The sequence below is a fragment of the Limnohabitans sp. Hippo3 genome, from assembly GCF_003063665.1.
Classification (GTDB): Bacteria; Pseudomonadota; Gammaproteobacteria; order Burkholderiales; family Burkholderiaceae_C; genus Limnohabitans_A.
Genome location: NZ_NESF01000004.1, coordinates 101,584 through 127,018, shown reverse-complemented (window position 1 = coordinate 127,018; position 25,435 = coordinate 101,584). Strand labels below are relative to the sequence as shown.

The window sequence follows — 25,435 nt, the reverse complement described above, 5'->3', positions numbered from 1 at the left end:
GCAGTTCAGACTAGGCGAGCGCGGTGCCGTGCGATCTGCAAACGCACTTGCGTGGGCGCTGTGCCGCCCAATGTGTTGCGGGCGTTCAGCGAGCCTTGCAGGCTGAGTGGCCCGAACACATCGGCTTCGATGCGGCTGTCGAACTTTTGCAGGGTTTCCAGTGAGAGTTCCGACAAGTCCACGCCCAGGCCCTGAGCGGTTTTGACCGCGTGGGCCACCACCTCATGCGCATCGCGGAAGGGCAGGCCTTTCTTGACGAGGTAGTCGGCCAAGTCCGTTGCGGTGGCGTAGCCTTTTTTTACAGCCGCTTCCATGGCTGCGGCGTTGACGGTGATGCCGCCTTCTTTGACGCCCGTGGCGGGGTTGACCTGGCCGCCGACCATTTCGCTGAAGATGCGCAGGGTGTCTTTGAGCGTGTCCACTGTGTCAAACAGCGGCTCCTTGTCTTCCTGGTTGTCCTTGTTGTAGGCCAGCGGCTGGCCCTTCATCAGGGTGATCAGGCCCATCAGGTGGCCAACCACACGACCGGTTTTGCCTCGTGCCAGCTCAGGCACATCGGGGTTTTTCTTCTGCGGCATGATGGACGAGCCGGTGGTGAAGCGGTCGGCAATGCGCACAAAGCCGAAGTTCTGGCTCATCCACAAAATCAGCTCTTCAGAGAAGCGGCTGATGTGCACCATGCACAGCGAAGCAGCGGCGGTAAACTCGATGGCGAAGTCGCGGTCGCTCACGCCGTCCAGGCTGTTTTGGCAGACCTGTGGGTTGCCGGATTCATCGACCATGCCCAGGGTGCGGGCCACGCGCTCGCGGTCCAGCGGGTAGGTGGTACCGGCCAAGGCGGCGCTGCCCAGGGGCAGGCGGTTGGTGCGGCGGCGCACGTCGCTCATGCGCTCGGCGTCGCGCGCAAACATTTCCACATAAGCCAGCAGGTGGTGCGCAAAGCTCACGGGCTGGGCCACTTGCAGGTGGGTAAAGCCCGGCAGGATGACGTCGACGCTTTGCTCGGCCACATCGACCAGCGACTGTTGCAGGTCGGTCAGCAAGTCGATGATCAGGTCCATCTCGCCTCGCAACCACAAGCGCACGTCGGTGGCCACCTGGTCGTTGCGGCTGCGTCCGGTGTGCAGGCGTTTGCCCGCGTCGCCCACCAATTGGGTCAGGCGAGCCTCGATGTTCAGGTGCACGTCTTCCAGGTCCAGTTTCCATTCAAACGCGCCGGATTCGATCTCTTGGGTGATCTGCGCCATGCCGCGCTGGATGTCGGCCAGGTCGCTGGCGCCAATGATGTTTTGCGCCGCCAGCATCTCGGCATGGGCCAACGAGCCCTGGATGTCGGCTTGCCACAGGCGCTTGTCGAAGAACACGCTGGCAGTGTAGCGCTTGACCAACTCGCTCATGGGTTCAGAAAAGAGCGCGGACCAGGCTTGGGATTTTTTGTCGAGTTGATTTGTCATAGCCCCCGATTTTATCGGGCGACCAGCTGTCGCCCGAAAATCAGCCGTCAACCCGTGTTCCGCAAGCCCGCCGCAATCCCGTTGATCGAGATGTGGATGCCGCGCTGCACGCGCTCGTCGGCCTTGCCCTCGCGATAGCGGCGGATCAGCTCGACTTGCAGGTGGTGCAGCGGATCGATGTAGGGAAAGCGGTGGCGGATGGACCGGTCGAGCGCGGGGTTGCTGGCCAGGCGTTTTTTCTCGCCCGTGATTTGCGTGAGCGCGTCGGCCGTGCGGTGCCATTCGGCCTCGATGGGAGTGAAGATTTTTTTGCGCAGGCGGGCGTCGCCCACCAGTTCTGCGTAGCGCGAGGCCAGGGCCAAATCGCTCTTGGCCAGCACCATGTCCATGTTGGAGAGCAGGGTGCGGAAAAACGGCCACTGGCGGTACATCTTTTGCAGCAGGGCCAGTGCGGCTTTGCGCTCGGCGGCGTCGGGTTTGTCCAAAAAGGTGGCCACCGCCGAGCCAAAGCCCAGCCAGCCGGGCAAAGTCAGGCGGCACTGGCCCCAGCTGAAGCCCCAGGGGATGGCGCGCAGGTCCTCAATCTTTTCCAGCGCCTTGCGCGAGGCGGGGCGCGAGCCAATGTTCAGCTGAGTCAGTTCCTTGAGTGGGGTGGCCCCAAAAAAGTAGTCGGTGAAGCCGGGGGTGTCGTAGACCAGTGCGCGGTAAGCGCCCATGCTGGCCTCGGACAGCTCGGCCGCCGCATCCAGAAAGGCCCGCGTGGCGGGTTTGGTCGGTTGCAGCAGCGTGGCCTCCAAAGTGGCGGCGACCAGGGTTTCGAGGTTGCGGCGGCCGATCTCGGGGTTGGCGTATTTGGAGCCAATGACTTCGCCTTGTTCGGTCAGGCGGATTTGGCCGCGCACGGTGCCCGGGGGTTGAGCCAGAATGGCCTGGTAGCTCGGACCGCCGCCCCGGCCCACGGTGCCGCCCCGGCCATGGAACATGCGCAAGGTGATGCCGTGGCTGCTCTGGAGTTTGTCGAACAACTCCACCAAGGCGATTTCGGCGCGGTACAGCTCCCAGTTGCTGGTGAAGATGCCGCCGTCTTTGTTGCTGTCGGAGTAGCCCAGCATGATGTCCTGCTCGCCGCCCGAGCGTGCGACCAGCGCGGCCATGCCGGGCAGGGCATAGAAGTCGCGCATGATGGGCGCGGCGTTGCGCAGGTCTTCAATCGTCTCAAAAAGCGGCACCACGATCAGGTCGTTGCGGGCTTGCGCGTCCAGCGTGCCGCGCAGCAGGCCCACTTCTTTTTGCAGAAGCAGGACTTCCAGCAGATCGCTCACGCTTTCGGTGTGGCTGATGATGTAGTGGCGAATCGCCTGCCGACCGAAGCTGCGCAGCAAGCGTTGCGCGGTCTCGAAAATGGCCAGCTCGGACACGGTGTGGGCGCTGTAGTCGGCCCCCGGCACACGCAGCGGGCGGGCGTCGTTCAAGAGGCCCAGCAGCAGGGCTTGCTTGGCGTGCTCTTCGAGCTGGCGGTAGTTTTTCTCGACGCGGACAGCAGTCAGCAACTCGGCCACCACGGCTTCGTGTTGATCCGAGCTTTGGCGCAGGTCCACCGTAGCCAGATGGAAGCCAAACACCTCGACGGCGCGGATCAGCGGGTGCAGACGCTGGGCGGCCAGGGCTTCGGCGTGGTGGCTGCACAGCGACGCTTCGATCACCCGCAGGTCGGCCAGAAACGCTTCGGCGCTGGCATAAGGGTTTTGCGGGGCCACGGCGTGGCGGGCTGCGTCGCCGCCGGTCAGCTTTTTCAGCGTGGCCGCCAGCCGGGCATACATGCCCGTCAGCGCCCGGCGGTAGGGCTCGTCCTGGCGGTGTTCGTTGGTGTCGGGCGAGCGCTCGGCCAGGGCCAGCATCTCGGGGCCAAAGGGTACCAGCATGGCCGACAGCGACAACTCGCTGCCCAGGTAATGCACCTCGGTCAGGTAGTGGCGCAGGGCCACGTCGCATTGGCGGGTCAGGGCGTGCTCCAGCGTCTGGGCGGTCACGTTGGGGTTGCCGTCGCGGTCACCGCCAATCCACTGGCCCATGCGCAAAAAGCTGGCAATCGGCTGGCCGGGCAGGGCGTGTTCGAGTTCGGCATAGAGCTTGGGGATCTCGCGCAAAAAGGTGGCTTCGTAGTAGCTCAGCGCGTTTTCGATCTCGTCGGCCACGGTGAGCTTGGTGAAGCGCAGCAGGCGGGTTTGCCACAGCTGCATCACCCGGGCGCGGATTTGCAGCTCGTTGGCGGCCAGCTCTTTGGGGCTGAGCGCGTCTTTGGCGGCATTCACGGCGGCGGCACGGGCCTTGATGGCGTCGCGCTCGGTCAGCAGGTGGGCGATGTCGCGCTCGGCGTCCAGGATGCTTTGGCGCTGCACTTCGGTCGGGTGGGCGGTGAGCACGGGCGAGACATAGCTGGTGGCCAGCATGTCGGAGATGCTGCGCGGCGTGATGCCCGCCCAGCGCAGGCGCTGCAGCGCCACATCGATGCTGCCTTCTTGCGTGTGGCCCGCCCGCTCGTGGATGGCGCGGCGGCGGATGTGGTGGCGGTCTTCGGCCAGGTTGGCCAGGTGACTGAAGTAAGTGAAGGCACGAATCACGCTCACGGCGCGGTCACCGGGCAGGCCCTTGAGCAGTTTTTTCAGGGCCTTATCGGCTTCGTGGTCGGCGTCGCGCCGGAAGGCCACCGAAAGTTTGCGGATCTGTTCGACCAGCTCGTAAGCCTCGGCGCCTTCATGCACCCGGATCACGTCGCCCAAGATGCGGCCGAGCAAGCGGATGTCTTCGACCAAGGGGCGTTCGCTGTCGCGTTTTTCCTGGGGGGTACTGCTTGGAGCGGCTTTGGGGGGCAAGGCGTTGTCTGGTGCGGCCTGTTTCATCGTGTGCTCGGGGATCTGGAGGGGGTTGTGCGGGGGTGTCAATTTCCCTTGACATCATGCTAGCATCGCCCGGAGAGACAAAATGACCAATTGATTTCATTTTGATGGGATCAAAAAATTTTTCAGAAAGCCCGTCGTGACCGAGACCCACCAGCCCGCCATCGTCATCGCCACCCGAGAAAGCCGCCTGGCTCTGTGGCAGGCCGAACATGTCAAGTCCCTGCTCGAGGCCCGTGGTTGCCAGGTCCGGCTGCTGGGCATGACCACCCAGGGCGACCAGATTCTGGACCGCAGCCTGTCCAAAGTCGGCGGCAAAGGCCTGTTTGTTAAAGAGCTGGAAGTGGCCTTGCAGGAAGGCCACGCCGATATCGCGGTGCATTCGCTCAAGGATGTGCCCATGGACATGCCCGAGGGCTTTGAGTTGGCCTGTGTGATGGAGCGCGAAGACCCGCGTGACGCCTGGGTCTCGCCGCAATACGCCCGGCTGGAAGACTTGCCGCCAGGTGCGGTGGTCGGCACATCGAGCCTGCGCCGCACCGTGTTGCTGCGCGCCTTGCGCCCGGATTTGAAGATCGAACCCTTGCGCGGCAATCTGGACACGCGCCTGCGCAAACTCGACGAAGGCCAGTACGCGGGCATCGTGCTCGCAGCAGCGGGCCTCAAGCGCCTGGGCTTGTCCGAGCGGATTCGCCACATTTTTGAAACCGACCAAATGCTGCCCGCCGCAGGGCAGGGCGCTTTGGGCATTGAAATCCGCAGCGACCGGGCCGATTTGCGTGCCCTGCTGGCGCAGCTGGCCGATGCGCCGTCGTGGCGGCGCGTGGCGGCCGAGCGGGCGGTGAGCCGCGCCCTGGGCGGCAGCTGCTCCATGCCTTTGGCCGCGCACGCCACCATCGAGGCGGGTGTGCTCAAGCTGCAAGCGGCCTGGGGCGACCCGGAAGGCGCGACCACCCTGGTCACCGCCGATGCGCAGGCCAGCGCCGAGGGCTTGCAAGCCGCAGAAGCGCTGGGCCTGAGTGTGGCGCAGGCTTTGCGCGACGGCGGAGCGCATTGAGGTCTGGCGCTGACATGGCGCTGGCGTCTGCCATTTCTGCTGCCGCAGCCCCTTGCCGGGTGATCGTGACGCGTCCTGCGCGTGAGGCCCAGACTTGGGCCGACGCCTTGCAGGCGCGGGGTGTGCCTTGCGAGACGTTTCCCCTGATCGAGATCGCGGCCTTGCCCGAGCCTTCGGCACTGGAGTCGGTCTGGCAGGCGGTGCCTGGCCATTTGGCGCTGATGTTTGTCAGCGCCAATGCGGTGCGTTTTTTCATGGCGGCCCGGCCTGCGGGCCTGCCGATGCCCAGCTGCCGCGCCTGGTCGACCGGCCCGGGCACCCGGGCTGCATTGCTCGCGGCGGGCTGGCCTGAGGGCCTGATCGATTCACCCGATGAAGACGCGCCCCAGTTCGATTCGGAAGCTTTGTGGGTCTTGGTGGCGCAGCGGGTGCAAGCCGCAGTGGCGGCTTCCCCGTCCAGGCCTTCGGTGCTGATCGTGCGTGGCGCCGATGCCCGGGGGCAGCTCGCAGGGCGTGATTGGCTGGCGCTGCAGCTCGAAAGCGCGGGCCTGCAGGTGTTACAAGCCGTGGCCTATGTGCGCCAGGCCCCAGAGTTGACGCCTGCAGAGCAAAGCCGTGCCCGCCAGGCTGTGCGCGAGGGCCGCGCGTGGCTGTTCAGCAGTTCCGAGGCGGCGCAACACCTCGTGCAGGCCTGTCCTGACTTGCCTTTGGCGCAGGCGCGGGCCTTGGCCACGCACCCGCGCATCGCACAGCGCTTGCAACAAGCAGGCTGGGGGCGGGTGGATCTGGTGCCTGCGGCTGTGGATGCGCAGGCCGAGTCTATAAAATCGCTGGCATGACACCCACACCTGAGACCGACGCCATTTCTGCACCACCCAGGTCGGTGCGGCGCGCCTGGCTACGTTGGCTGCCTGTGGCGCTGGCGGGTTTGGCTTTGCTGGTGTCTGTGTTGCTCTGGCAGAAGTTGGCACGCATTCAGGAACAACTGGCGCGCCAAAGTGCCGATGCGGGCCAGCAATCCCTGGAAGCCAAAGCGTGGGCCAAGCAGGCGCAAGAAACGGTGAAGGACAGCGCCGCCCGCTTGGCTTTGGTCGAGGCCCGTCTGGGCGAGGTGGCTTTGCAGCGGGGTCAGCTGGAAGAATTGATGCAAAGCCTGTCGCGTTCGCGCGACGAAAACCTGGTGGTGGACATTGAAGCGGCGCTGCGCATGGCCCAGCAACAGGCCCAACTGACGGGCAGTGCCGAACCGTTGATCGCTGCGCTCAAATCGGCGCAGACGCGCGTGCAGCGGGCCGCTCAGCCGCGCCTGGCCCCGGTGCTGCGGGCGCTTGAAAAAGATCTGGAGCGTCTGAGCACGGCGCAGACCTTCGATTTGCCGGGTTTGTTGATCAAGTTGGACGAAGGCGTGGCGTTGGTCGACGGTTTGACACTGGCCAACCAGGAGTTGCCGGCAGCGGCCATGAACCGTTCTTTGGCCCCAGGGCAGACCGCGGCCCCTTCCTGGTGGATGGCGGGTCTGAACCAGTTTGCAGACCAGCTCAAGGGCTTGGTGCGGGTCAGCCGCATCGAGTCACCCGAGGCCGCCCTGTTGACACCCGAGCAGGGGTTTTTCCTGCGTGAAAACCTCAAGCTGAAACTGCTCAACGCCCGCCTGGGTTTGCTCGCACGGCAAAAAGATGCGGCGCGTGCCGACCTGGCGTCTGCGGCGGTGATCGTGCGCCGCTATGCCGACGGGTCTTCTCGCAAGACCACCCAGATGCTGCAGTTGCTGGACCAATCCGCGGTGCAGTTGAAAGCCAGTGAAACGCCACGCCTGGAGGGTTCCTTGACGGCCCTGGCCACGGCGGCGGCCGGAAGGTAAGGTCCGCATGCGTGCAGCACTTTGGCTCATCAGCTTGTTCGCTTTGGCTGCGGCTGCGGCATGGCTGGCGGGGAACAACCAGGGCACCGTGACCTTGTTCCTCACGCCGTACCGGATTGATTTGTCGCTCAATCTGGTTTTGCTGGTTTTGGGCTTGGTCGTGCTGGTGGTGGTGCTGGCCCAGCAGGCTTTGTCGGCTTTGTTGTCTTTGCCTCAGCAAGCCAGACGCTGGCGCATGCAGCAAAAAGAACGGGCTACCCATGCCGCCCTGCTGGAATCCATCAGCCAGTTCATGGCCGGGCGTTTTTTGCGGGCCCGCAAGGCCGCGCAAATGGCGCTGGAAAAAGAAGCGTTGCTGCGCGATGCGGGACTGGAGCTGGACCATGCGGTTTCTTTGCGCACCGTGGCGCACATCATGGTGGCCGAGTCGGCCCACGCTTTGCAGGACCGCGATCTGCGACAAGGCCATGGGCAGTCGGCGCTGGAAGCCGCGCGCAGCGGGCCATCGGCCGAGCGCCAGACCTTGACCGAAGGCGCCCAGCTTCGCGCCGCGCGCTGGCTGCTGGATGACCGTGATGCTGCCGGCAGTCTGGAACTTTTGCAGTCCTTGCCCCCTGCGACAGCCCGCCGCATGGTGGCCATGCGGCTGCAGCTCAAGGCCGCCCGCCTGGCCGGGCAACCTGCTCAGGCGCTGGACACGGCACTTTTGCTGGCCAAGCATCGGGCCTTCACGCCAGCCACCGCCAACAGTCTGGTGCGCAGCTTGATACTGGAGTGGCTGTCGCACACGCACGATGCAGATGGCGTGCAGCGTTTGTGGTTGGGCTTGAGTGCGGCCCAACGTGAAATGCCCGATCTGGCCGCCGAGGCCGCCTGGCGACTGCTGGCTGTGGGTGGCTCAGCGGTCATGGCCAGGCAGTGGTTGCAGCCTGTTTGGGGGGCTTTGCAGTCTCTTTCATCCAGCTGGACACCCGATCAGCTAGCGCGCATGGTGCAAGCCTTGGACGCGGCGTTGGCCGATGCGCAAACCAGCGATGCGCGCCAATGGTTGGCCCGGGTGGAGGCGGCCCAGCTAGCCCATCCGCAGGATGCGCGCTGGCAGTACCTGGCCGGTATGCTGTGCTTGCGTCACCAGCTGTGGGGCAAGGCGCAAGGCCTGTTGTCGCAAGCTGTCAAGGGTTTGCAGGCGCCTGTACTCCAACGCAGCGCTTGGTGCGCTTTGGCCGAATTGGCCGAGCAGCGGCAGGAGCCCGCAGCGGCCACGGCCGCCTGGAAACAGGCCGCCCTGGTGGCGCAGCCCTGAGAGCCCACGCCCAAGCGGCCTGGCCCAGTCCACCGGGCTTCTTGCTTTGTCATACACGGCTTGACCGGGTATCCACCCGTGTGTGCCTGCAGTGCGATTGCTGGGCTGTGTGGTCAAGCCAACATGGATACCCGCCTTCGCGGGTATGACAAGTCTGAGTGAGGGCCCGTGCCCCCTGGCCCCGTGTGCGATGGATGCCCGCGCTCGCGGGCATGACACAAGCAGCTCATTCCGCCCGACTCGGCCACACCCGGCTTGACCGAGTTTCCATGCCTGTGAACCCCAAGCTCGCGGGGCACAGGCGAAAAAAAACCGGGCAAATCGCCCGGTTTTTTTGACCCGTGGATCAGAAAGGCAAGTTCATGTCTTTCAGGTCTTTGCGTGTTTCCACCAACACCAGCGGGCCCTCGTCCAGCACCACAGCGGGCGGACGCTCGCGTGGCACGCGAACCGGTTGGGGTTCAGCGGCAATGGCAGCCTGGACAGCGGCCACTTTGGCGGCGTCAGAGTTCACCCAAATCAAGCCAGAGCTTTGCGCCACTTGCTGCAAGCTGTCGATTTCCAGGGTGTAGTTCGCCACGGAAGGCAGACCCGTGCGTGCAGCCGCTTGGGGTGCCGCAGCAGGTGCTGCGGGCGGCGTGACCACCACAGGAGCGGCTGCGGGGGCTGCTGGGGCCTCAACCGGAGCAGACACAGCCGAAGCTGTGACCACAGGTGCTGCGGGCGCTTCGGTGCTGGCGGACTGGGCTTCGGCTGCGGCAGCAACGGGCGCTGCAGCAGCTTGCTGTGCACGTTCAAAGTACGAGCGTGGCGCTGGCCGGTCTTCAGCCGTGGTTTCTGCGCTGGGTGCGGTGGCTGAGTCGGCATTCAGGTTGCTTTGAGCTTCTTCGCCCAGGTTGTCCTGGCGGGGTTCGCCAGCACGTTCGCGGCGGTCACGGCCGTAGCGGTCACGAGAGCGGCGTTCACGGCGCTCGCCGTTGTTCTCAGACGGCGCACCGCCTTCTTGCGTCGCGTTGCCTTCTTGTCCTTCGGCGGTGATCACCTCGGTCTCAGCAGCCTGGGCATCGCTGGCTGCAGCGTCTGCTGGGCGGCGTTCACCACCGCGTTCGCCGCGCTCACGACGGCCTTCACCGTTGCGCTCGCCACGCTCGCGGCGCCCCTCACCACGGCCTTCGCCACGGGGTGCACGCTCGCTGCGCACTTCAGTGCCATCGGCGTTCAACTCGGGTGTTGCATCGCTGCGGCCTTCGTTTCTGCCTTCATTGCGGTTCTCGCCACGACCGTCGCGGCGGCCTTCGCGCGGTGCGCGCTCGCCTGCAGGACGTTCTGCGCGCTCACCCCGCTCAGCGCGTTCGCCGCGTGCGGGGCGGGCTTCGCCTTCACGTAATTCGTTTCGACCTTCGGCACGTGCCTCGCCGCGGCCTTCACCACGACGACCACCTTCGCGGGGTGCGCGGACTTCGCTTGTGGCGTTTTCGCTGCGCTCGCCACGGCGGCCATCGCGTCCACCACGGCGGCCGTCACGGCCACCTTCACGTCGTTCGCCATCGCGGCCACCTTCGCGGGCCTCGTTGCGGCGCTCGCCGTTGCGGCCTTCGCGTGCTTTGTCGTCTTTCTTGCCCACAGTTGCGGGGGCTGCTTCAGGGGCGCTGCCACCGAACAGGTTTTTCAACCAGCCAAAGAAACCGCCGGAGGCTGCTGGAGCGACCACGGGGGCTGCTGCGGCTTTGCGTGCAGGCTTGGCCGCAGCCACCGGGGCTTCGGGCTTGACCGGGGCAATCGGCGCAGGTGCATCGGGCAACACGCCCTTGATGACAGGCGTTTGCTTGTTGGTGGGCTCTTGCGAACGGCGCGTGACGGTGGTTGCATCTTCGATCTCTTCGGCCATCTTGTAGCTGGCTTCGATGCGGTCCAGGCGCGGGTCGTCGTGCTTCAGGCGCTCGAGTTTGTAGTGCGGGGTTTCCAGCGACTTGTTGGGCACCAGCAGCACGTTGATGCGTTGCTGCAGTTCGATCTTGGCGATCTCGGAGCGCTTTTCGTTTAGCAGGAAGGAGGCCACTTCGACGGGCACTTGCGCGTGCACGGCGGCGCTGTTGTCCTTCATGGACTCTTCCTGGATGATGCGCAGGATCTGCAATGCCGAGCTTTCGGTGTCACGGATGTGGCCCGCGCCGCCGCAGCGGGGGCAGGGGATGGACGCACCTTCAGACAGGGCAGGCTTCAAGCGCTGGCGGCTCATTTCCATGAGGCCGAATTTGCTGATGGTGCCGAACTGCACGCGTGCACGGTCCTGGCGCAAGGCGTCGCGCAGGCGGTTTTCCACCTCGCGGCGGTTTTTCGACTCTTCCATGTCGATGAAGTCGATCACGATCAGGCCACCGAGGTCGCGCAAGCGCATCTGGCGGGCCACTTCGTCGGCGGCTTCCAGGTTGGTGCGGGTAGCGGTTTCCTCGATGTCACCGCCCTTGATGGCGCGGGCGGAGTTGACGTCGACCGACACCAAGGCTTCGGTGTGGTCGATCACGATGGCGCCACCCGAAGGCAGTTGCACCGTGCGGGCATAGGCCGATTCGATCTGGTGCTCGATCTGGAAACGGCTGAACAGCGGCGCGTCGTCGCGGTAGCGTTTCACGCGGGGCGCAAATTCGGGCATCACGTGGCTCATGAACTGCTGAGCCTGGTCGTAGATGTCGTCGGTGTCGATCAGGATGTCGCCGATGTCGTTGTTGAAATAGTCACGAATCGCGCGGATGACCAGCGAGGATTCCTGGTAAATCAGGAAGGCACCCTTGCCGCCTTTGGAGGCGCCATCGATGGCGCTCCAGAGCTTGAGCAAATAGTTCAGGTCCCACTGCAGCTCGGGCGCGGAGCGGCCGATGCCTGCGGTACGCGCAATGATCGACATTCCCTTGGGGTACTCCAGCTGGTCCATGGCTTCTTTGAGCTCTGCGCGGTCGTCGCCCTCGATGCGGCGGCTGACGCCACCACCACGGGGGTTGTTGGGCATGAGCACCACATAACGACCAGCCAGGCTGACGAAGGTGGTGAGCGCTGCGCCTTTGTTGCCGCGCTCTTCTTTCTCGACCTGCACCAAGAGGGACTGGCCTTCTTTGATGACGTCCTGGATGCGGGCCTGGCTGACGGACACGCCTTCGGCAAAGTATTGGCGCGAGATTTCCTTGAAGGGCAAAAAGCCGTGGCGGTCTTCGCCGTAGTCCACAAAGCAGGCTTCGAGCGAGGGCTCGACGCGGGTCACCACCGCTTGGTAGATGTTGCCCTTGCGCTGTTCGCGGCCTTCTATTTCGATTTCGTAGTCGAGGAGTTTTTGTCCATCGACGATGGCCAGGCGGCGCTCTTCAGCTTGCGTGGCGTTGATCAGCATCCGTTTCATGATGCGTTCCTTCTCTTGTCAGCATTGGCCCCAGTGCAGAAAAATGCCTGCTGTCTGGAACCTGTTTACACAACTGGCTCTGGATTCCTGGGAATCTCAAAGCCTCCGTTGCCGGAGCTGACGCCTGAAACGAAGGGAATTGCCGAAGGTGATCGCCATTCAGCTGTGCGTGAGCACAGGAATGGGGATCGTGGCGCGTGGATGGGGCGAGGGGAAAGGCGTGCAAGCATTCGTCCACTGCCGGGGGCTTCCCCCGGTGTCCAGGACCAACTGCCCGGCACGAGGCGTGACTGTGCAGAATGGCTTCGTGAGCCACTCCAAGCACATCAGCAAAGTTCCGAACAACACAACCATCTCGCTTTGATCCGTCCAACAGCCATGTTGGGGCTGCTGGACTTGGGGTATTCCGTATCTGGGTTTTCAGGGCGTCGGCCCAACCTCCGGGGCGATTGGCCACTGTCGGCGCTGGCCTTCAGTCTGCAAATCGTGCCGGGGGTGGCATCGACCATCTGGTTTGACGCGGTGGTGGTGGACTAAACTCCAGTTCTTCAGGAATTCATTTCCATTTGAATCAACCACTTACAGCCAATTGCCAGTGAATCACATTATAGGGTCCAAGTCCGCTGCTGCGACGCCCGCCGTCAAATGGTTGTTGGTGGACGAGGAGTCGGCCGGGCAGCGATTGGACAACTTTTTGATGCGTCACTTGAAGGGTGTGCCCAAAACCCACGTCTACCGCATCATCCGCAGCGGCGAAGTGCGCATCAACAAAGGCCGTGCGTCGGCCGAGACCCGGGTCGAAAACGGCGACGAGGTGCGTTTGCCGCCCGTGCGTATTTCTGAAAAAGTCGCCGAAAAAGCCGAGCGCCCAGCGCCTGGGCGTGAATTTCCGGTGCTTTTGGAAGACGACAGCCTGATGGCGATTGACAAACCGGCCGGGGTGGCGGTGCATGGCGGCTCGGGGGTGAGTTTTGGCGTGATTGAGCAGCTGCGCCAAGCCCGACCCCAGGCCAAGCTGCTGGAATTGGTGCATCGGCTGGACCGCGACACCAGCGGGATTTTGCTGGTGGCCAAAAAGCGCAGCGCCCTGAAGCACCTGCAAGACCAGTTCCGTGAGCGTGAAACGGGCAAGACCTATTTGGCGCTGGTCAAGGGCGACTGGCCCGCCAAACTCAAGGTGATCGACCAGCCGCTGCACAAGTTTTTGCTGCCTGACGGTGAGCGTCGGGTCAGGGTCACCACCCCTGAAGACCTGGACGGCATGCGTTCGATCACCTTGGTCAAAATGGCGCAGCGCTTGCCTGGCGCCACTTTGTTGGAGGTCACCATCAAGACCGGACGCACCCACCAGATCCGGGTGCACCTGGCCTCGCAAGGGCATCCGATCGCGGGCGATGACAAGTACGGCGATTTCGAGTGGAATCGCCAACTCCAGAAGCCGTCCGCCAGCCCAGGCCTCAAACGCATGTTTTTGCATGCCTGGCGCTTGCAGTTCAACCACCCGGTGACTGCCGAGCGTGTCGCCCTGCAGGCCGATTTACCCCCCGAATTGAAAGCGTATGTCGACCATGCCCCACTTCAGACCCCGCCAGTTTGACCTGATCGCTTTCGATTGGGATGGCACTTTGTTTGACTCCACCGCCATCATCACCCGCTGCATCCAGCGGGCGGTGGTGGATGTGGGCGGGCAGGAGCCCACACGCGAGACGGCCTCTTATGTGATCGGCATGTCGCTGTTGCCCGCGCTGGCCCACGCCGCGCCCGATGTGCCGAAAGACAAATACCCGGCCCTGGGCGAGCGTTACCGCCACCATTACCTGCAGCACCAGAACGACATCAGCCTGTTTGAGGGCGTGCTGGATTTGCTCGACGCCCTCAAAGCCCGGCACCACTGGCTGACGGTGGCCACCGGCAAAAGCCGCCATGGTCTAAATGAAGCCTTGCAGGCTGTGGAGCTGCGCGGTGTGTTCGATGGTTCGCGCACGGCCGACGAGACAGCGGGCAAGCCCAACCCTTTGATGCTGCACGAGTTGATGCGCGAATTTGGCGCAGAGCCCGAGCGCACCTTGATGATTGGCGACACCACGCATGACCTGCAGATGGCCCTGAATGCAGGTTGTGCCAGCGTGGGCGTGAGTTACGGGGCCCACGAGCCTGAGGCTTTTCATGTGCTGAAGCCGCGCCATGTGGCGCACAGCGTGCGTGAATTGCACGACTGGTTGTTGCAGCACGCTTGAAACGAGGGGCCCCCATGGAGCAGATGATTCCCTTGTGCAACAGCGCCGATCTGGTCAACGCCGGACGGGCGGTGCCCTTTGACATCGTGTACGCCGGACAGACCTGCCGGGCTTTTGCCATCCGTTACCAGGGCCAAGTGCACGCCTACCTGAACCGCTGCACCCATGTGGCCATGGAAATGGACTACCAGCCAGACCGTTTTTTTGACGACACCGGGCGGTGGCTCATGTGCGCCACGCACGGCGCGACTTACCAGCCCGATACGGGCGCTTGTGCCGGTGGCCCCTGTCGTGGCGGCCTGGTCAAAATAGACCTTTCAGAGCGGGACGGCGTGGTTCACTGGCATACTGCCTACAACTTGAAACCCCTTGAATTTTGACCATGCAAGACCCTCAGGACCCCGTGTCCGCTTCGGCCGCCAGTGAACCCGTCCATGCCGTCATGGCCCCGGATGAAGGCTGGGCACGCCAGACCTTGGAGCAGCTGGCGTTTGCCAATTTGAACGAGCAGAAAACAGCCCGCCGCTGGAAAGTGGGTTTGCGCGTGGCTTGGTTGGTGTTTTTGGCAGTGGTGTTTTGGCAGCTCTTCAGTTACAGCGCACCGACCAGTAACCCCACCATGCCGCACACGGCCATGGTGTCCATCGTGGGTGAGATCGGCTCAGAGACCGAGGCCAGCGCGGAAAACGTCATGTCGTCCATGCGCCTGGCTTTGGAGGATTCGGGCTCGCAGGCCTTGGTGTTGCTGATCAATTCCCCCGGCGGCAGCCCGGTGCAGGCGGGCCTCATCAACGACGAAATTGTTCGCTTGCGGGCTTTGCACAACAAGCCCATTTATGCCGTGGTGGAAGAGTCCTGCGCGTCAGCCGCTTACTACATTGCGGCTGCGGCAGACAAGATTTATGTCGACAAGGCCAGCATCGTGGGCAGCATTGGCGTGCTGATGGACGGTTTTGGGTTCACCGAATTGATGGACAAACTGGGCGTGGAGCGCCGCTTGATGACTGCTGGGGTCAACAAGGGTTTCCTGGACCCGTTCAGCCCACAAACCGAGGCGCAGCGCAAGCACGCCCAGGCGATGCTGGACCAAATCCACACCCAATTCATCGAGGTGGTGAAAAAAGGGCGTGGCGATCGCCTGAAGGAAACCCCCGAGATGTTCAGCGGCCTTTTCTGGAGTGGGCAGCAGGCGGTGGATCTGGGCTTGGCCGACAGCCTGGGCAGTCTGGACGGCGTCGCACGTGAGGTGGTCAAGGCCCCGGATGTGATCGATTACACCCAGCGCGAAAACGTGGCCGAGCGTCTGGTCAAGCGCTTTGGCGCTGCCGTGGGCGAAGGCACGGTGCGTGCCTTGCGCGCCAGCACAGGCCTGCGCTGAGTCGCAAGGCCTCACCCCACATCAAGGCCCGATGGCATAAACCGCGGGCGTGTGACCATCCGGGCCTTGTCTGCCCTTTTTCCATTGCGCCACGGTGTGGCTCTGGATGCTGGCCGACGGCAGCGTCAAGCCGCTGGCGATTGCCAGGCGCGTGTTGGCGTTCAGGCTTTGCAGCAAGCCGCTGAGCATGGCGGCATTGCGGTAGGGGGTTTCGATCCACAGCTGGGTCTGGCCGGTTTTGAGGGCCAGTGACTCCAGTTGTTTCAGGCGGGCTGTTCGCTCCCCCGCATCTTGCGGCAGGTAGCCCACAAAGGCAAAGTTCTGGCCATTGAGGCCACTGGCGGCCAAGGCCAGCAGCAAGGACACCGGGCCGACCAGCGGCACCACGGCGATGCCCAGATCGTGCGCTGCCCGCACGACCGAACTGCCGGGGTCAGCCACGGCGGGCATGCCCGCTTCGCTGATCAGGCCCACATCGTGCCCCTGCAAAGCGGCTGTCAGCAGCGGTTTGCCATCAAAACCCGATTGATGGTCGCCTTTTTTGTGCACATGGCGGGGTAATTCGGTGATGCTTTGCTCGGCCAGCGGGGCGATCAAGGGGTGGGTTTCGCCCACGCGCTTCAAAAAAGCGCGGGTGCTTTTGGCGTTTTCGCAGACCCAGTGCTGGATGCCGGCAGCCGTGGCCAAGGTTTTGGTGGGCAAGACATCGGCGATGGGGGCTTGTTCGGTGCAAGCAAAGTCGAGTGGGGTGGGCACCAAAAACAGGCAGCCTTGGCGTGGTTGGGGGGCGTTCACAGCAGTTTCACTCCAGCCTGACGCAACAGGCGTGCGGTGCGGATGAGGGGCAGACCGACCAAGGCCGTGGGGTCATCGTTGTCAATCGACTCGAGCAAGGCAATGCCCAAGCCTTCGCTTTTGGCGCTGCCGGCACAGTCGTAAGGCTTTTCTGCCTGCAGGTACGCCTCGATTTCAGCATCGCTCAGGTCACGAAAGACCACCCGGACTTCGGCCAGATCGACCGCTTCAAAGCCTATGACACGGCACACCACCGCCAGCGCGGTCTGAAAAATCACCGTCTGTCCACGCATCTGGCGCAGTTGCTGCACCGCGCGCGCGTGCTCGCCCGGCTTGCCCAAGGGCTGACCCGCCAAATCGGCCACCTGGTCCGAGCCAATCACCACCGCTTCCGGGTGCAAGGCGGCAACGGCCTGTGCTTTGGCCAAAGCCAGGCGCAAGGCCAGATTCCTGGGGCTTTCACCCGTCATGGGGGTTTCGTCTACTTCGGGTGCGGTCACGCTGAAAGGGATGCGCAAGCGCTCCAGCAATTCGCGCCGGTAGCGCGAGGTCGAGCCCAGCACCACAGGGCGGCTGAGGGCGGGTGTGGCAGCAGATGTCGGTGTCAAGGCGCAAATCCCCGTTGAAATTCGGATGGGTGATTCTCTTACACTGCAGCCATGGAAAAAAAATTGGACCCCCAACACTTGGACTTGCTGTCTTTTGCCCGTGACGCCATGCACCTGGAGGGCGAAGGGGCCTTGGCCGATTGGCCACGTTTAGCCGAGGAGCAATGGGGCCAAGCGCAGCTGGCCGCTGGCCGGGTGGTTTGGCGCTTGCAAGGCCACACGGTGCCTCAATCGGGCGGGGCAGACCAGATTTGGCTGGATTTGCATGCGACCGTGGATTTGCCCATGCAGTGCCAGCGGTGCCTGACCCCGGTGCTGGAAACGGTGGAGGCCGAGCGCTCATTTCGCTTTGTGGCCGACGAAGCCACCGCCGCGGCTCTGGACGATGAGGCCGAAGAGGATATTTTGGTCATCAGCCGCGACTTCGATGCCTTGGCCTTGGTCGAGGATGAGCTGATTTTGTCTTTGCCACTGGTGCCTTTGCACGAAGTTTGCCCGCAGGCCGTGCCCATGTCGGCGGTGGATCCGGCGTTTGAAGTGGCCGCCGAGCGGCCGAACCCGTTTGGTGTTCTGGCGGGCTTGAAAACCGGCAAGCCCCAATGAGCCTGTCATAGTCCCCTTCCCGTGGGGCTTGTCTTAGGCTATAATCAATGGCTTCGCTCAGCAATCCTGGGTGACATTCTCATTAACCAGACGCTGCGTCTTCATTTGCGCGGCCTCCCAGCTTCCAAGGAGCCATCATGGCTGTTCAGCAAAACAAAAAGTCGCCTTCCAAGCGCGGTATGCACCGTTCGCACAACGCCCTGAACGTGCCCGGCATCGCAGTCGAGCCCACCACAGGCGAAACCCACCTGCGTCACCACATCAGCCCCAACGGTTTTTACCGTGGCCGCCAGGTGTTGAAAAACAAATCTGAAGCCTGATCGGCGTCAGCCCCAAGCCTCAAAAGGCCCGGCGCTACTTTGCAAGTAGCCTCGGGCTTTTGTTTTTATGGCTGGGGATTTTTAAAACGGTTTTGAGCTCTAGGAATCCATGACCTCGCCCATCCCGATCACCCTGGCTGTCGATTGCATGGGTGGCGACCACGGCCCTCGCGTCACGCTGGCGGCTTGCCGCCATTTTCTGGCCACCCACCCTGATGCACGTTTGTTGCTGGTGGGGCGTGCGGATGCTCTCGCGTCCTTTGCCGATCCCCGTGCCGTGGTGGTGGCGGCCACCGAAGTGGTCGAAATGGACGATCCACTGGAGGTGGCGCTGCGCAAGAAGAAAGATTCTTCCATGCGTGTGGCCATCGAGCAGGTGCGCGACGGCAAGGCCGCTGCTGCGGTGTCGGCGGGCAACACCGGGGCCTTGATGGCCATCGCCCGTTATGTGCTCAAAACCATGGACGGCATTGACCGGCCGGCCATCGCGGGCCAGATGCCCAACTTCAAGGGTGGTGGTACCACCATGCTTGATCTGGGGGCCAATGTGGACTGTACGCCCGAGCATTTGTTGCAGTTTGCCGTCATGGGTTCGGCGCTGGTGTCGGTCCTGCAAGACAAGGATCAGCCTTCTGTAGGCTTGCTCAACATCGGTGAAGAGGCCATCAAGGGCAATGAAATCATCAAAAAAACCGGTGAATTGTTGCGATCTGCGGCCAACTCCGAAGATTTGAACTTCCATGGCAACGTGGAAGGCAACGATATTTTCAAAGGCACGGTGGACATCGTGGTCTGCGACGGCTTTGTCGGCAATGTGGCCTTGAAGGCCAGCGAAGGCCTGGCGACCATGGTCGGCGGCTTTTTAAAAGCTGAGTTTTCTCGCAACATTTTCACGAAAACAGTCGCTTTGTTGGCTTATCCGGTCTTAACTGCATTTAAAAACCGTGTAGATCATCGCCGTTACAACGGCGCTGCTTTGCTGGGCTTGCGTGGACTGGTCTTCAAAAGCCACGGCTCGGCCGACGAGTTGGCTTTTGAGAATGCCCTGATCCGGGCTTATGATGCAGCCCGAAACCAATTGCTGGACCGCGTTCGAGACCGCATCGCCCATGCTGCACCTTTGCTGATGGGTGCGCAGGCCGAGCGATCTGAACCTGCGGTCACATCTGTATGAGAATTTATTCACGCATTTTGGGCACTGGTAGCTACCTGCCCGCCAGACGCCTGAGCAACGCCGACTTGGCCGCCGAATTGGCGCAGCAGGGGGTGGAAACCTCCGACGACTGGATTGTGGAGCGGACCGGCATCCGCGCCCGGCACTTCGCGGCCGATGAGCAAGGCTGCAGCGATCTGGCCACCGAAGCCGCCCGCCAGGCACTCAGCGCTGCGGGCTTGGCTGCGCAAGACATCGATCTGATCATCGTGGCCACCTCGACCCCCGACATGGTGTTCCCGTCGGTGGCCACCATGGTGCAGCACAAACTGGGCGCAGCAGGTTGCCCAGCATTCGACGTCCAGGCCGTGTGCAGTGGTTTCGTTTATGCCCTGACCGTTGCCGATTCGATGATCCAGTCCGGTTCGGCCAAGCGCGCTTTGGTCATTGGTTCAGAGATTTTCAGCCGCATCCTCGACTTCAAGGACCGCACGACCTGCGTGTTGTTTGGCGATGGCGCAGGCGCGGTGGTGCTCGAAGCCTCGGATCAACCCGGCATTTTGGCCACCGATTTGCACGCCGACGGCAAGTACAAGGACATCTTGTGCGTGCCCGGCCACGTCAACCGGGGCGGTATTCTGGGCGACCCCGTCCTGAAAATGGACGGCCAGGCCGTCTTCAAGCTGGCCGTGGGTGTGCTCGAAGACACCGCCCGCGCCAGCCTGGCCAAGGCCAATCTGACCGATGCCGACATTGACTGGTTGATTCCGCACCAGGCCAACATCCGCATCATGCAAAGCACCGCCAAAAAGCTCAAGCTGGGCGCTGACAAGGTGGTGGTGACCGTCGACCAGCACGGCAACACCTCGGCCGCCTCGATCCCGCTGGCGCTGGACACCGCCGTGCGCGACGGGCGCATCCAGCGTGGCCAGACCCTCATGCTCGAAGGCGTGGGCGGCGGCTTCACCTGGGGTTCGGTGCTATTGCGTTATTGATGTGACAGGCCCGGGCCAGCGGTGCGCAGCACGCTGATCCCCATTCTTTTCAGACTCTGAATTTGCACATGACCACATTTGCTTTTGTTTTTCCCGGCCAAGGCTCCCAATCGGTGGGCATGCTGGACGCGTGGGGCGACCACCCCGCCGTGCTTGAAACCTTGAAGGAAGCCTCGGACGCTCTGGGCGAAGACGTGGCCCAACTGATCCACGAAGGCCCCAAGGAAGCGCTGGCCATGACCACCAACACCCAGCCCGTGATGCTGGTGTCGGCCGTGGCCGCCTACCGCGCCTGGCTGGCCGAAGGTGGTGCCAAGCCGTCCGTGGTGGCTGGTCACTCGCTGGGCGAGTACAGCGCTTTGGTGGCCTCGGGCGTTTTGACGCTCACACAAGCCGCGCCGCTGGTGCGCCTGCGCGCCGCCGCCATGCAAGAAGCTGTGCCTGTGGGCGTGGGGGCCATGGCCGCCATTTTGGGCTTGGCCTCGGACAAAGTCATCGAAGGCTGCAAAGCGGCGCAAGCCACTTTTGCGGCGGGTAGCGCCGAAGTGGTCGAAGCCGTGAACTTCAACGACGCCGCGCAAACCGTGATCGCGGGCAGCAAGGCGGCCGTGGACAAGGCCTGTGAAGTGCTCAAGGGCATGGGCGCCAAGCGCGCGCTGCTTTTGCCCGTGTCGGCACCTTTCCATTCGAGCCTGATGAAGCCCGCCGCCGAAAAGCTGCGCGAAAAGCTGGCCACCCTGAATTTGGGCGCGCCGCAGATCCCGGTGCTGAACAACATCGACGTGGCCATCGAAACCGACGCTGACCGCATCCGCGATGCGCTGTACCGCCAGGCCTTTGGCCCGGTGCGCTGGGTCGAGTGCGTGCAGGCCATCAAGGCCCGTGGCGTGACGACCCTGGTCGAATGCGGCCCCGGCAAAGTGCTGGCGGGCATGACCAAGCGGATTGACGCTGAATTGAACGGCGTGGCGCTGTACGACCCCGCCACCCTGGCTGAAGTGAAAGGACTCCTCGCATGAGCGAAGCACAAAAACAAGTGGCGCTGGTGACGGGCGCATCGCGGGGCATTGGTGCCGCCATTGCCTTGCATCTTGCCAAAGCCGGTTATGTAGTCATTGGCACCGCCACCAGCGACGACGGTGCCGCCAAGATCAGCCAGGCCTTGTCGGCCTTTCCCGGCAGCCGGGGTGCCAACCTGAACGTGAACGATGCCGCAGCAGGCGAGGCCCTGATCGACGCCATCGTCAAGGAGCACGGCGGCCTGCAGGTGCTGGTCAACAACGCGGGCATCACCCGTGACACGCTGGCCATGCGCATGAAAGACGACGATTGGGACGCGGTGCTCGACACCAACCTCAAGGCGGTCTTCCGCATGAGCCGTGCCGTGATCCGCCCCATGATGAAACAGCGCTATGGCCGGATCATCAGCATCACCAGCGTGGTGGGGGCCTCCGGCAACCCCGGCCAGGCCAACTACGCCGCCGCCAAGGCGGGTGTGGCGGGCATGACCCGTGCGCTGGCCCGTGAGTTGGGCAGCCGCGGCATCACGGTCAACTGCGTGGCCCCCGGTTTCATTGAGACCGACATGACCGCCAGCCTGCCCGAAGAGCAACAAAAAGCCCTGCTGGGCCAGATTCCTCTGGGCCATCTGGGCAAACCCGATGACATCGCCCATGCGGTGGCCTATCTGGCCGGGCCGCATGCCGGTTATGTCACCGGACAGGAATTGCATGTCAATGGTGGCATGTTCATGGCCTGATTTCCGGAAACCCCTTCCGGACAGGTAAAATCTTCATTTTTCACAACCCTCAGAGGGACCCCATGAGCGATATCGAAGCACGTGTCAAAAAAATCATTGCCGAACAACTCGGCGTTGAAGAGTCACAAGTCACCAACGAAAAAGCCTTCGTGGCCGATCTGGGTGCCGACTCCCTGGACACGGTGGAATTGGTGATGGCACTCGAAGACGAGTTCGGCATCGAGATTCCTGACGAAGACGCAGAAAAAATCACCACGGTGCAAGCTGCGATCGACTACGCCCAAAGCAAGAAGGCCTGATCGACGATGACCCGGCGCCGCGTTGTTATCACGGGTTTGGGATGCGTCAGCCCCGTGGGCAACACGGTCGCCGACGCATGGTCCAACCTGCTAGCCGGCCAGTCCGGCATTGGTCCCATCACCCGTTTCGACGCTTCGGCGATGTCGTGCCGCATCGCGGGTGAAATCAAGAATTTTGACCTCGAGTCCTACATCAGCGCCAAAGAGGCGCGGACGATGGACCGCTTCATTCATTACGGCATTGCCGCAGCCGCCCAGGCCATCCAGGACTCCGGGCTGCCCACAGGCGATGCACTGAGTGAAGAAGAGGCCTGCCGCATCGGTGTGGTGATCGGTTCGGGCATTGGTGGCTTGCCGCTGATCGAGGACACCCACATCGAGTACACGGCGCGCGGCGCGCGTCGCATTTCCCCATTTTTCGTCCCGGCCTCGATCATCAACATGATCTCGGGCCATGTGTCGATGCGCAGTGGTTTCAAAGGCCCCAACCTGGCCGTGGTGACCGCTTGCACCACAGGTTTGCACAGCATTGGCGAAGCCGGTCGTCTGATCGAATACGGCGACGCGGATGTGATGATTGCCGGTGGCTCCGAAGGCACCGTGTCGCCACTGGGCGTGGGTGGCTTCGCCGCCATGCGCGCCTTGTCGACCCGCAACGACGACCCGACAGCGGCATCGCGTCCCTGGGACAAGGACCGCGACGGTTTTGTGCTGGGCGAGGGCGCAGGTGTGATGGTGCTCGAAGAGTACGAACACGCCAAAGCGCGTGGCGCCAAGATTTACGCCGAGTTGGGTGGTTACGGCATGAGCGCTGACGCCGGTCACATGACCGCGCCGAACATGGACGGCCCACGCCGCGCGATGCTCAATGCCATGCGCAATGCCGGTGTCAACGCCGACCAGATCGACTACCTGAACGCGCACGGCACCTCGACGCCGCTGGGCGACATCAACGAAACCAATGCCATCAAAGCGGCTTTGGGTGATCACGCGTACAAAACCGTGGTCAGCTCCACCAAGTCCATGACCGGTCACCTGTTGGGTGGCGCGGGCGGCATTGAGAGCGTGTTCACCGTGCTGGCGCTGCACCACCAAAAAGTGCCGCCCACGATCAACCTGGTCAACCCCGACCCTGAGTGTGATCTGGACTACTGTGCCAACACGGCCCGCGATATGAAAATCGATGTGGCCCTGAAGAACAACTTCGGTTTCGGCGGCACCAACGGCTCGCTGGTGTTCAAACGCATCTGATCCGGGTTACCACCATGCACAACGCCCCACCTGTGGCTTTCCCGGTGGGGCGTTTTGTTTGGGGCCGTGCGTTAGGCCTGCTGATGGCCTTGTTGTCTGCCATCGGTTTGTTGGCTTGGCCCATGCAGGCGCAGACATCGACCGCAGAGGTGCTTGCCGCTTGGGCGTTCTGGTGCCTTTGTGTCGGCGGCGCTGCGGTGTGGGCGCCGCGGCAAACGCTGACAGGTGGGCGTTTGTTCTGGAGCGGGCAGGCCTGGTTTTGGCAGCCCGTGGATGGTGAACACCAAGGCCTGGACGTGTTGGTGGGTTGGGATGCGGGGGATGTACTGCTGCTTTTTGTCCGTTTTCAGGATGCTCAAGGCGCAAGCCATGGCTCCTGGGCCTGCGCCTGGCTGAGCGCGGCCGCGATACCCTCAAAGTGGCACGGATTTAGATGCGCTGTATATTCGCGCCCCAGGACAGACACCCTGCCGTTACACCTTTGACGGGGCATGATGGGCACGGCTTGAATTGGTCACTTTTGGCCACATCTTCCAGACGGTCCATGGTCGTGATGGAACACCACAAGGAGATTTTTGTGCTGAAGCAACATTGGATAAAAACGGCTGCATCGTTTGCCCTGGCCAGTGGCTTGGCGCTGGGGCTGGTCGGGGTGCCCACGGGCGCTGTGATGGCCCAGACCACCAGCGCAGGCGCACGTGGCTTGCCTGACTTCACTGACCTGGTGGAGCAGGTGGGCCCTTCCGTGGTCAATATTCGCACGCTCGAAAAAGTCCGCCAGAGCGCGCAGAGCGGTGCAACACCCGACGAGGAAATGCAGGAGCTCTTCAGGCGCTTTTTCGGGGTGCCTATGCCCAATGCGCCCAGACAGGCACCGCGCCAACCAAGGTCCCAGGAAGAAGCGCAACCTCGGGGTGTAGGCTCTGGCTTCATCCTCAGCTCGGACGGTTTCATCATGACCAACGCCCATGTGGTGGAGGGTGCGGATGAAGTGATGGTCACGCTGACCGACAAGCGCGAATTCAAGGCCCGCATCGTGGGTGCCGACAAGCGTACCGATGTGGCGGTGGTCAAAATCCAGGCCACAGGTCTGCCGGCCGTGAAGGTGGGGGATGTCAGCCGCTTGCGCGTCGGGGAATGGGTCATGGCGATTGGTTCGCCTTTTGGCCTGGAGAACACCGTCACGGCAGGCATTGTCAGCGCCAAGCAGCGCGACACGGGCGATTATTTGTCCTTCATCCAGACCGATGTGGCGATCAACCCGGGCAACTCCGGCGGCCCCCTCATCAACATGCGCGGCGAAGTGGTGGGCATCAACAGCCAGATCTATTCCCGTTCGGGGGGCTTCATGGGCATTTCGTTTGCGATCCCCATGGACGAGGCCATGCGGGTCAGTGAACAGCTGCGAACCAGTGGCCGTGTCAGCCGGGGGCGCATTGGGGTTCAGATTGCGCCTGTGACCAAGGACGTTGCCGAGTCGATTGGCTTGGGCAAGGCGCAGGGTGTGCTGGTGCGCGGTGTTGAAGAAGGATCGCCTGCGGAAAAAGCGGGCCTTGAGGCGGGCGACATCATCACGCGCTTTGATGGGAAAGCCATCGACAAGCCTGCCGACTTGCCTCGGGCCGTGGGCAACACCAAACCTGGCAGCAAAGTCGGCATCACGGTGTTCCGCCGCGGCGGTCACAAAGACCTGAGCATCACGGTGGCCGAGGTGGAAGCCGAAAAAGTGGCTGCAGCAAGCCCGGAAAAGAAAGCGCCAGCAGCCAGCGCACAGCATTGGGGATTGACGGTCAGTGACCTGACCGAAGCGCAGAAGCGGGAATTCCGCGTGCGCGGGGGTGTTCGGGTGGATGCGGTCGCCGATGCAGCCGCACGGGCAGGCATCCGTGAAGGGGATTTGATTGTGGCGATTGCCAACACCGAGGTTACTTCGCTGCGGGAGTTTGAGCTGATCATGTCGCGTGTGGACAAAAATCGCCCCACCAGCGTTTTGATCCGACGCGGTGATGGCGCGCAATACGTGCTGATCCGCCCTGCCCAGTGAGGCTGGGGACTTGTCAAGAGTCCTCAGTGT

24 protein-coding genes are annotated in these 25,435 nt (G+C 62.9%); 19 read left to right on the top strand and 5 right to left on the bottom strand.

Annotation, left to right across the window (positions count from 1 at the left end):
- Window positions 1–5: 5 nt before the first annotated feature.
- On the bottom strand, window positions 6–1,454 hold the full coding sequence (argH, locus tag B9Z34_RS07465) for an argininosuccinate lyase (protein ID WP_108427482.1): 1,449 nt from the start codon (window positions 1,452–1,454) through the stop codon (window positions 6–8).
- A gap of 47 nt (window positions 1,455–1,501) precedes the next feature.
- Window positions 1,502–4,354, bottom strand: a complete 2,853-nt coding sequence (ppc, locus tag B9Z34_RS07460) for a phosphoenolpyruvate carboxylase (protein ID WP_199220091.1) — start codon at window positions 4,352–4,354, stop codon at window positions 1,502–1,504.
- A 136-nt stretch (window positions 4,355–4,490) separates the two neighbouring features.
- On the opposite strand from ppc, the gene hemC reads away from it, so the two are divergent.
- From hemC to B9Z34_RS07440, 4 genes are read left to right on the top strand one after another with little or no spacing between them, the layout of a single operon-like run.
- Entirely contained in the window at window positions 4,491–5,408 is a 918-nt protein-coding gene (hemC, locus tag B9Z34_RS07455) for a hydroxymethylbilane synthase (RefSeq protein WP_108427481.1), read from the top strand.
- A 14-nt stretch (window positions 5,409–5,422) separates the two neighbouring features.
- Window positions 5,423–6,247, top strand: a complete 825-nt coding sequence (locus B9Z34_RS07450; protein WP_108427480.1) for a uroporphyrinogen-III synthase — start codon at window positions 5,423–5,425, stop codon at window positions 6,245–6,247.
- On the top strand, window positions 6,244–7,269 hold the full coding sequence (locus B9Z34_RS07445; RefSeq protein WP_108427479.1) for a uroporphyrinogen-III C-methyltransferase: 1,026 nt from the start codon (window positions 6,244–6,246) through the stop codon (window positions 7,267–7,269). Before B9Z34_RS07450 ends, B9Z34_RS07445 begins: the two co-directional genes overlap by 4 nt.
- 7 nt (window positions 7,270–7,276) lie before the next feature.
- On the top strand, window positions 7,277–8,572 hold the full coding sequence (locus B9Z34_RS07440; RefSeq protein ID WP_108427478.1) for a heme biosynthesis protein HemY: 1,296 nt from the start codon (window positions 7,277–7,279) through the stop codon (window positions 8,570–8,572).
- Window positions 8,573–8,918: 346 nt separating this feature from the next.
- On the opposite strand, the gene B9Z34_RS07435 is transcribed toward B9Z34_RS07440, so the two are convergent.
- On the bottom strand, window positions 8,919–11,963 hold the full coding sequence (locus B9Z34_RS07435) for an Rne/Rng family ribonuclease (RefSeq protein ID WP_108427477.1): 3,045 nt from the start codon (window positions 11,961–11,963) through the stop codon (window positions 8,919–8,921).
- A gap of 378 nt (window positions 11,964–12,341) precedes the next feature.
- On the opposite strand from B9Z34_RS07435, the gene B9Z34_RS14555 reads away from it, so the two are divergent.
- The 5 genes from B9Z34_RS14555 to B9Z34_RS07415 all read left to right on the top strand — a co-directional run bounded on the left by B9Z34_RS14555 (window position 12,342) and on the right by B9Z34_RS07415 (window position 15,578).
- Window positions 12,342–12,500, top strand: coding sequence for a hypothetical protein (locus B9Z34_RS14555; protein WP_158268706.1), 159 nt, complete (start codon window positions 12,342–12,344; stop codon window positions 12,498–12,500).
- A 58-nt stretch (window positions 12,501–12,558) separates the two neighbouring features.
- Window positions 12,559–13,560, top strand: a complete 1,002-nt coding sequence (locus B9Z34_RS07430) for an RluA family pseudouridine synthase (protein WP_108427476.1) — start codon at window positions 12,559–12,561, stop codon at window positions 13,558–13,560.
- Window positions 13,532–14,200: an HAD family hydrolase gene (locus B9Z34_RS07425; RefSeq protein ID WP_108427475.1), complete on the top strand. Its 669-nt coding sequence runs from the start codon at window positions 13,532–13,534 to the stop codon at window positions 14,198–14,200. The genes B9Z34_RS07430 and B9Z34_RS07425 overlap by 29 nt, the downstream gene beginning before the upstream one ends.
- A gap of 14 nt (window positions 14,201–14,214) precedes the next feature.
- Window positions 14,215–14,580, top strand: a complete 366-nt coding sequence (locus B9Z34_RS07420; protein WP_108427474.1) for a Rieske 2Fe-2S domain-containing protein — start codon at window positions 14,215–14,217, stop codon at window positions 14,578–14,580.
- Window positions 14,581–14,642: 62 nt separating this feature from the next.
- Window positions 14,643–15,578, top strand: a complete 936-nt coding sequence (locus tag B9Z34_RS07415) for a S49 family peptidase (protein WP_369907617.1) — start codon at window positions 14,643–14,645, stop codon at window positions 15,576–15,578.
- Window positions 15,579–15,599: 21 nt separating this feature from the next.
- On the opposite strand, the gene B9Z34_RS07410 is transcribed toward B9Z34_RS07415, so the two are convergent.
- Together B9Z34_RS07410 and B9Z34_RS07405 are read right to left on the bottom strand one after the other, a co-directional pair.
- Window positions 15,600–16,373, bottom strand: a complete 774-nt coding sequence (locus B9Z34_RS07410) for an SAM-dependent methyltransferase (protein WP_108427472.1) — start codon at window positions 16,371–16,373, stop codon at window positions 15,600–15,602.
- Window positions 16,370–16,981, bottom strand: coding sequence for a Maf family nucleotide pyrophosphatase (locus B9Z34_RS07405; protein ID WP_233249481.1), 612 nt, complete (start codon window positions 16,979–16,981; stop codon window positions 16,370–16,372). The genes B9Z34_RS07410 and B9Z34_RS07405 overlap by 4 nt, the downstream gene beginning before the upstream one ends.
- Before the next feature lie 51 nt (window positions 16,982–17,032).
- Between B9Z34_RS07405 and B9Z34_RS07400 the strand changes: the two genes are divergently transcribed.
- The 10 genes from B9Z34_RS07400 (at window position 17,033) to B9Z34_RS07355 (ending at window position 25,405) form a co-directional block, all read left to right on the top strand.
- Window positions 17,033–17,584, top strand: coding sequence for a DUF177 domain-containing protein (locus B9Z34_RS07400; RefSeq protein WP_108427471.1), 552 nt, complete (start codon window positions 17,033–17,035; stop codon window positions 17,582–17,584).
- Between the two features lie 137 nt (window positions 17,585–17,721).
- Window positions 17,722–17,904 carry a 50S ribosomal protein L32 gene (gene rpmF / locus B9Z34_RS07395; protein WP_005794249.1) on the top strand — a complete coding sequence of 61 codons (183 nt, stop codon included), beginning with the start codon at window positions 17,722–17,724 and terminating at the stop codon, window positions 17,902–17,904.
- Between the two features lie 109 nt (window positions 17,905–18,013).
- On the top strand, window positions 18,014–19,078 hold the full coding sequence (plsX, locus tag B9Z34_RS07390) for a phosphate acyltransferase PlsX (protein ID WP_108427470.1): 1,065 nt from the start codon (window positions 18,014–18,016) through the stop codon (window positions 19,076–19,078).
- Entirely contained in the window at window positions 19,075–20,052 is a 978-nt protein-coding gene (locus B9Z34_RS07385; RefSeq protein ID WP_108427469.1) for a beta-ketoacyl-ACP synthase III, read from the top strand. The genes plsX and B9Z34_RS07385 overlap by 4 nt, the downstream gene beginning before the upstream one ends.
- 68 nt (window positions 20,053–20,120) lie before the next feature.
- Entirely contained in the window at window positions 20,121–21,071 is a 951-nt protein-coding gene (fabD, locus tag B9Z34_RS07380) for an ACP S-malonyltransferase (RefSeq protein WP_108427468.1), read from the top strand.
- On the top strand, window positions 21,068–21,811 hold the full coding sequence (fabG, locus tag B9Z34_RS07375; protein ID WP_108427467.1) for a 3-oxoacyl-ACP reductase FabG: 744 nt from the start codon (window positions 21,068–21,070) through the stop codon (window positions 21,809–21,811). Before fabD ends, fabG begins: the two co-directional genes overlap by 4 nt.
- A gap of 62 nt (window positions 21,812–21,873) precedes the next feature.
- On the top strand, window positions 21,874–22,110 hold the full coding sequence (gene acpP, locus B9Z34_RS07370; RefSeq protein ID WP_019427049.1) for an acyl carrier protein: 237 nt from the start codon (window positions 21,874–21,876) through the stop codon (window positions 22,108–22,110).
- 6 nt (window positions 22,111–22,116) lie between these two features.
- On the top strand, window positions 22,117–23,361 hold the full coding sequence (gene fabF, locus B9Z34_RS07365) for a beta-ketoacyl-ACP synthase II (protein WP_108427466.1): 1,245 nt from the start codon (window positions 22,117–22,119) through the stop codon (window positions 23,359–23,361).
- Between the two features lie 14 nt (window positions 23,362–23,375).
- Entirely contained in the window at window positions 23,376–23,846 is a 471-nt protein-coding gene (locus B9Z34_RS07360; RefSeq protein WP_146179626.1) for a hypothetical protein, read from the top strand.
- Window positions 23,847–23,914: 68 nt separating this feature from the next.
- On the top strand, window positions 23,915–25,405 hold the full coding sequence (locus tag B9Z34_RS07355; protein WP_108427506.1) for a DegQ family serine endoprotease: 1,491 nt from the start codon (window positions 23,915–23,917) through the stop codon (window positions 25,403–25,405).
- The last annotated feature ends 30 nt before the right edge of the window (window positions 25,406–25,435 follow it).

Excerpts from the sequence above, each read along its gene's own strand:
- fabF (WP_108427466.1), top strand. The coding sequence starts at position 22,117 with ATGACCCGGCGCCGCGTTGTTATCACGGGTTTGGGATGCGTCAGCCCC.
- B9Z34_RS07440 (WP_108427478.1), top strand. The coding sequence starts at position 7,277 with ATGCGTGCAGCACTTTGGCTCATCAGCTTGTTCGCTTTGGCTGCGGCT.
- B9Z34_RS07415 (WP_369907617.1), top strand. The coding sequence starts at position 14,643 with ATGGCCCCGGATGAAGGCTGGGCACGCCAGACCTTGGAGCAGCTGGCG.
- B9Z34_RS07435 (WP_108427477.1), bottom strand. The coding sequence starts at position 11,963 with ATGAAACGGATGCTGATCAACGCCACGCAAGCTGAAGAGCGCCGCCTG.
- B9Z34_RS07385 (WP_108427469.1), top strand. The coding sequence starts at position 19,075 with ATGAGAATTTATTCACGCATTTTGGGCACTGGTAGCTACCTGCCCGCC.
- B9Z34_RS07445 (WP_108427479.1), top strand. The coding sequence starts at position 6,244 with ATGACACCCACACCTGAGACCGACGCCATTTCTGCACCACCCAGGTCG.
- argH (WP_108427482.1), bottom strand. The coding sequence starts at position 1,454 with ATGACAAATCAACTCGACAAAAAATCCCAAGCCTGGTCCGCGCTCTTT.
- fabG (WP_108427467.1), top strand. The coding sequence starts at position 21,068 with ATGAGCGAAGCACAAAAACAAGTGGCGCTGGTGACGGGCGCATCGCGG.
- ppc (WP_199220091.1), bottom strand. The coding sequence starts at position 4,354 with ATGAAACAGGCCGCACCAGACAACGCCTTGCCCCCCAAAGCCGCTCCA.
- B9Z34_RS14555 (WP_158268706.1), top strand. The coding sequence starts at position 12,342 with ATGTTGGGGCTGCTGGACTTGGGGTATTCCGTATCTGGGTTTTCAGGG.
- B9Z34_RS07450 (WP_108427480.1), top strand. The coding sequence starts at position 5,423 with ATGGCGCTGGCGTCTGCCATTTCTGCTGCCGCAGCCCCTTGCCGGGTG.
- B9Z34_RS07355 (WP_108427506.1), top strand. The coding sequence starts at position 23,915 with ATGGAACACCACAAGGAGATTTTTGTGCTGAAGCAACATTGGATAAAA.
- rpmF (WP_005794249.1), top strand. The coding sequence starts at position 17,722 with ATGGCTGTTCAGCAAAACAAAAAGTCGCCTTCCAAGCGCGGTATGCAC.
- plsX (WP_108427470.1), top strand. The coding sequence starts at position 18,014 with ATGACCTCGCCCATCCCGATCACCCTGGCTGTCGATTGCATGGGTGGC.
- B9Z34_RS07425 (WP_108427475.1), top strand. The coding sequence starts at position 13,532 with ATGCCCCACTTCAGACCCCGCCAGTTTGACCTGATCGCTTTCGATTGG.
- fabD (WP_108427468.1), top strand. The coding sequence starts at position 20,121 with ATGACCACATTTGCTTTTGTTTTTCCCGGCCAAGGCTCCCAATCGGTG.
- B9Z34_RS07420 (WP_108427474.1), top strand. The coding sequence starts at position 14,215 with ATGGAGCAGATGATTCCCTTGTGCAACAGCGCCGATCTGGTCAACGCC.
- acpP (WP_019427049.1), top strand. The coding sequence starts at position 21,874 with ATGAGCGATATCGAAGCACGTGTCAAAAAAATCATTGCCGAACAACTC.
- B9Z34_RS07400 (WP_108427471.1), top strand. The coding sequence starts at position 17,033 with ATGGAAAAAAAATTGGACCCCCAACACTTGGACTTGCTGTCTTTTGCC.
- B9Z34_RS07360 (WP_146179626.1), top strand. The coding sequence starts at position 23,376 with ATGCACAACGCCCCACCTGTGGCTTTCCCGGTGGGGCGTTTTGTTTGG.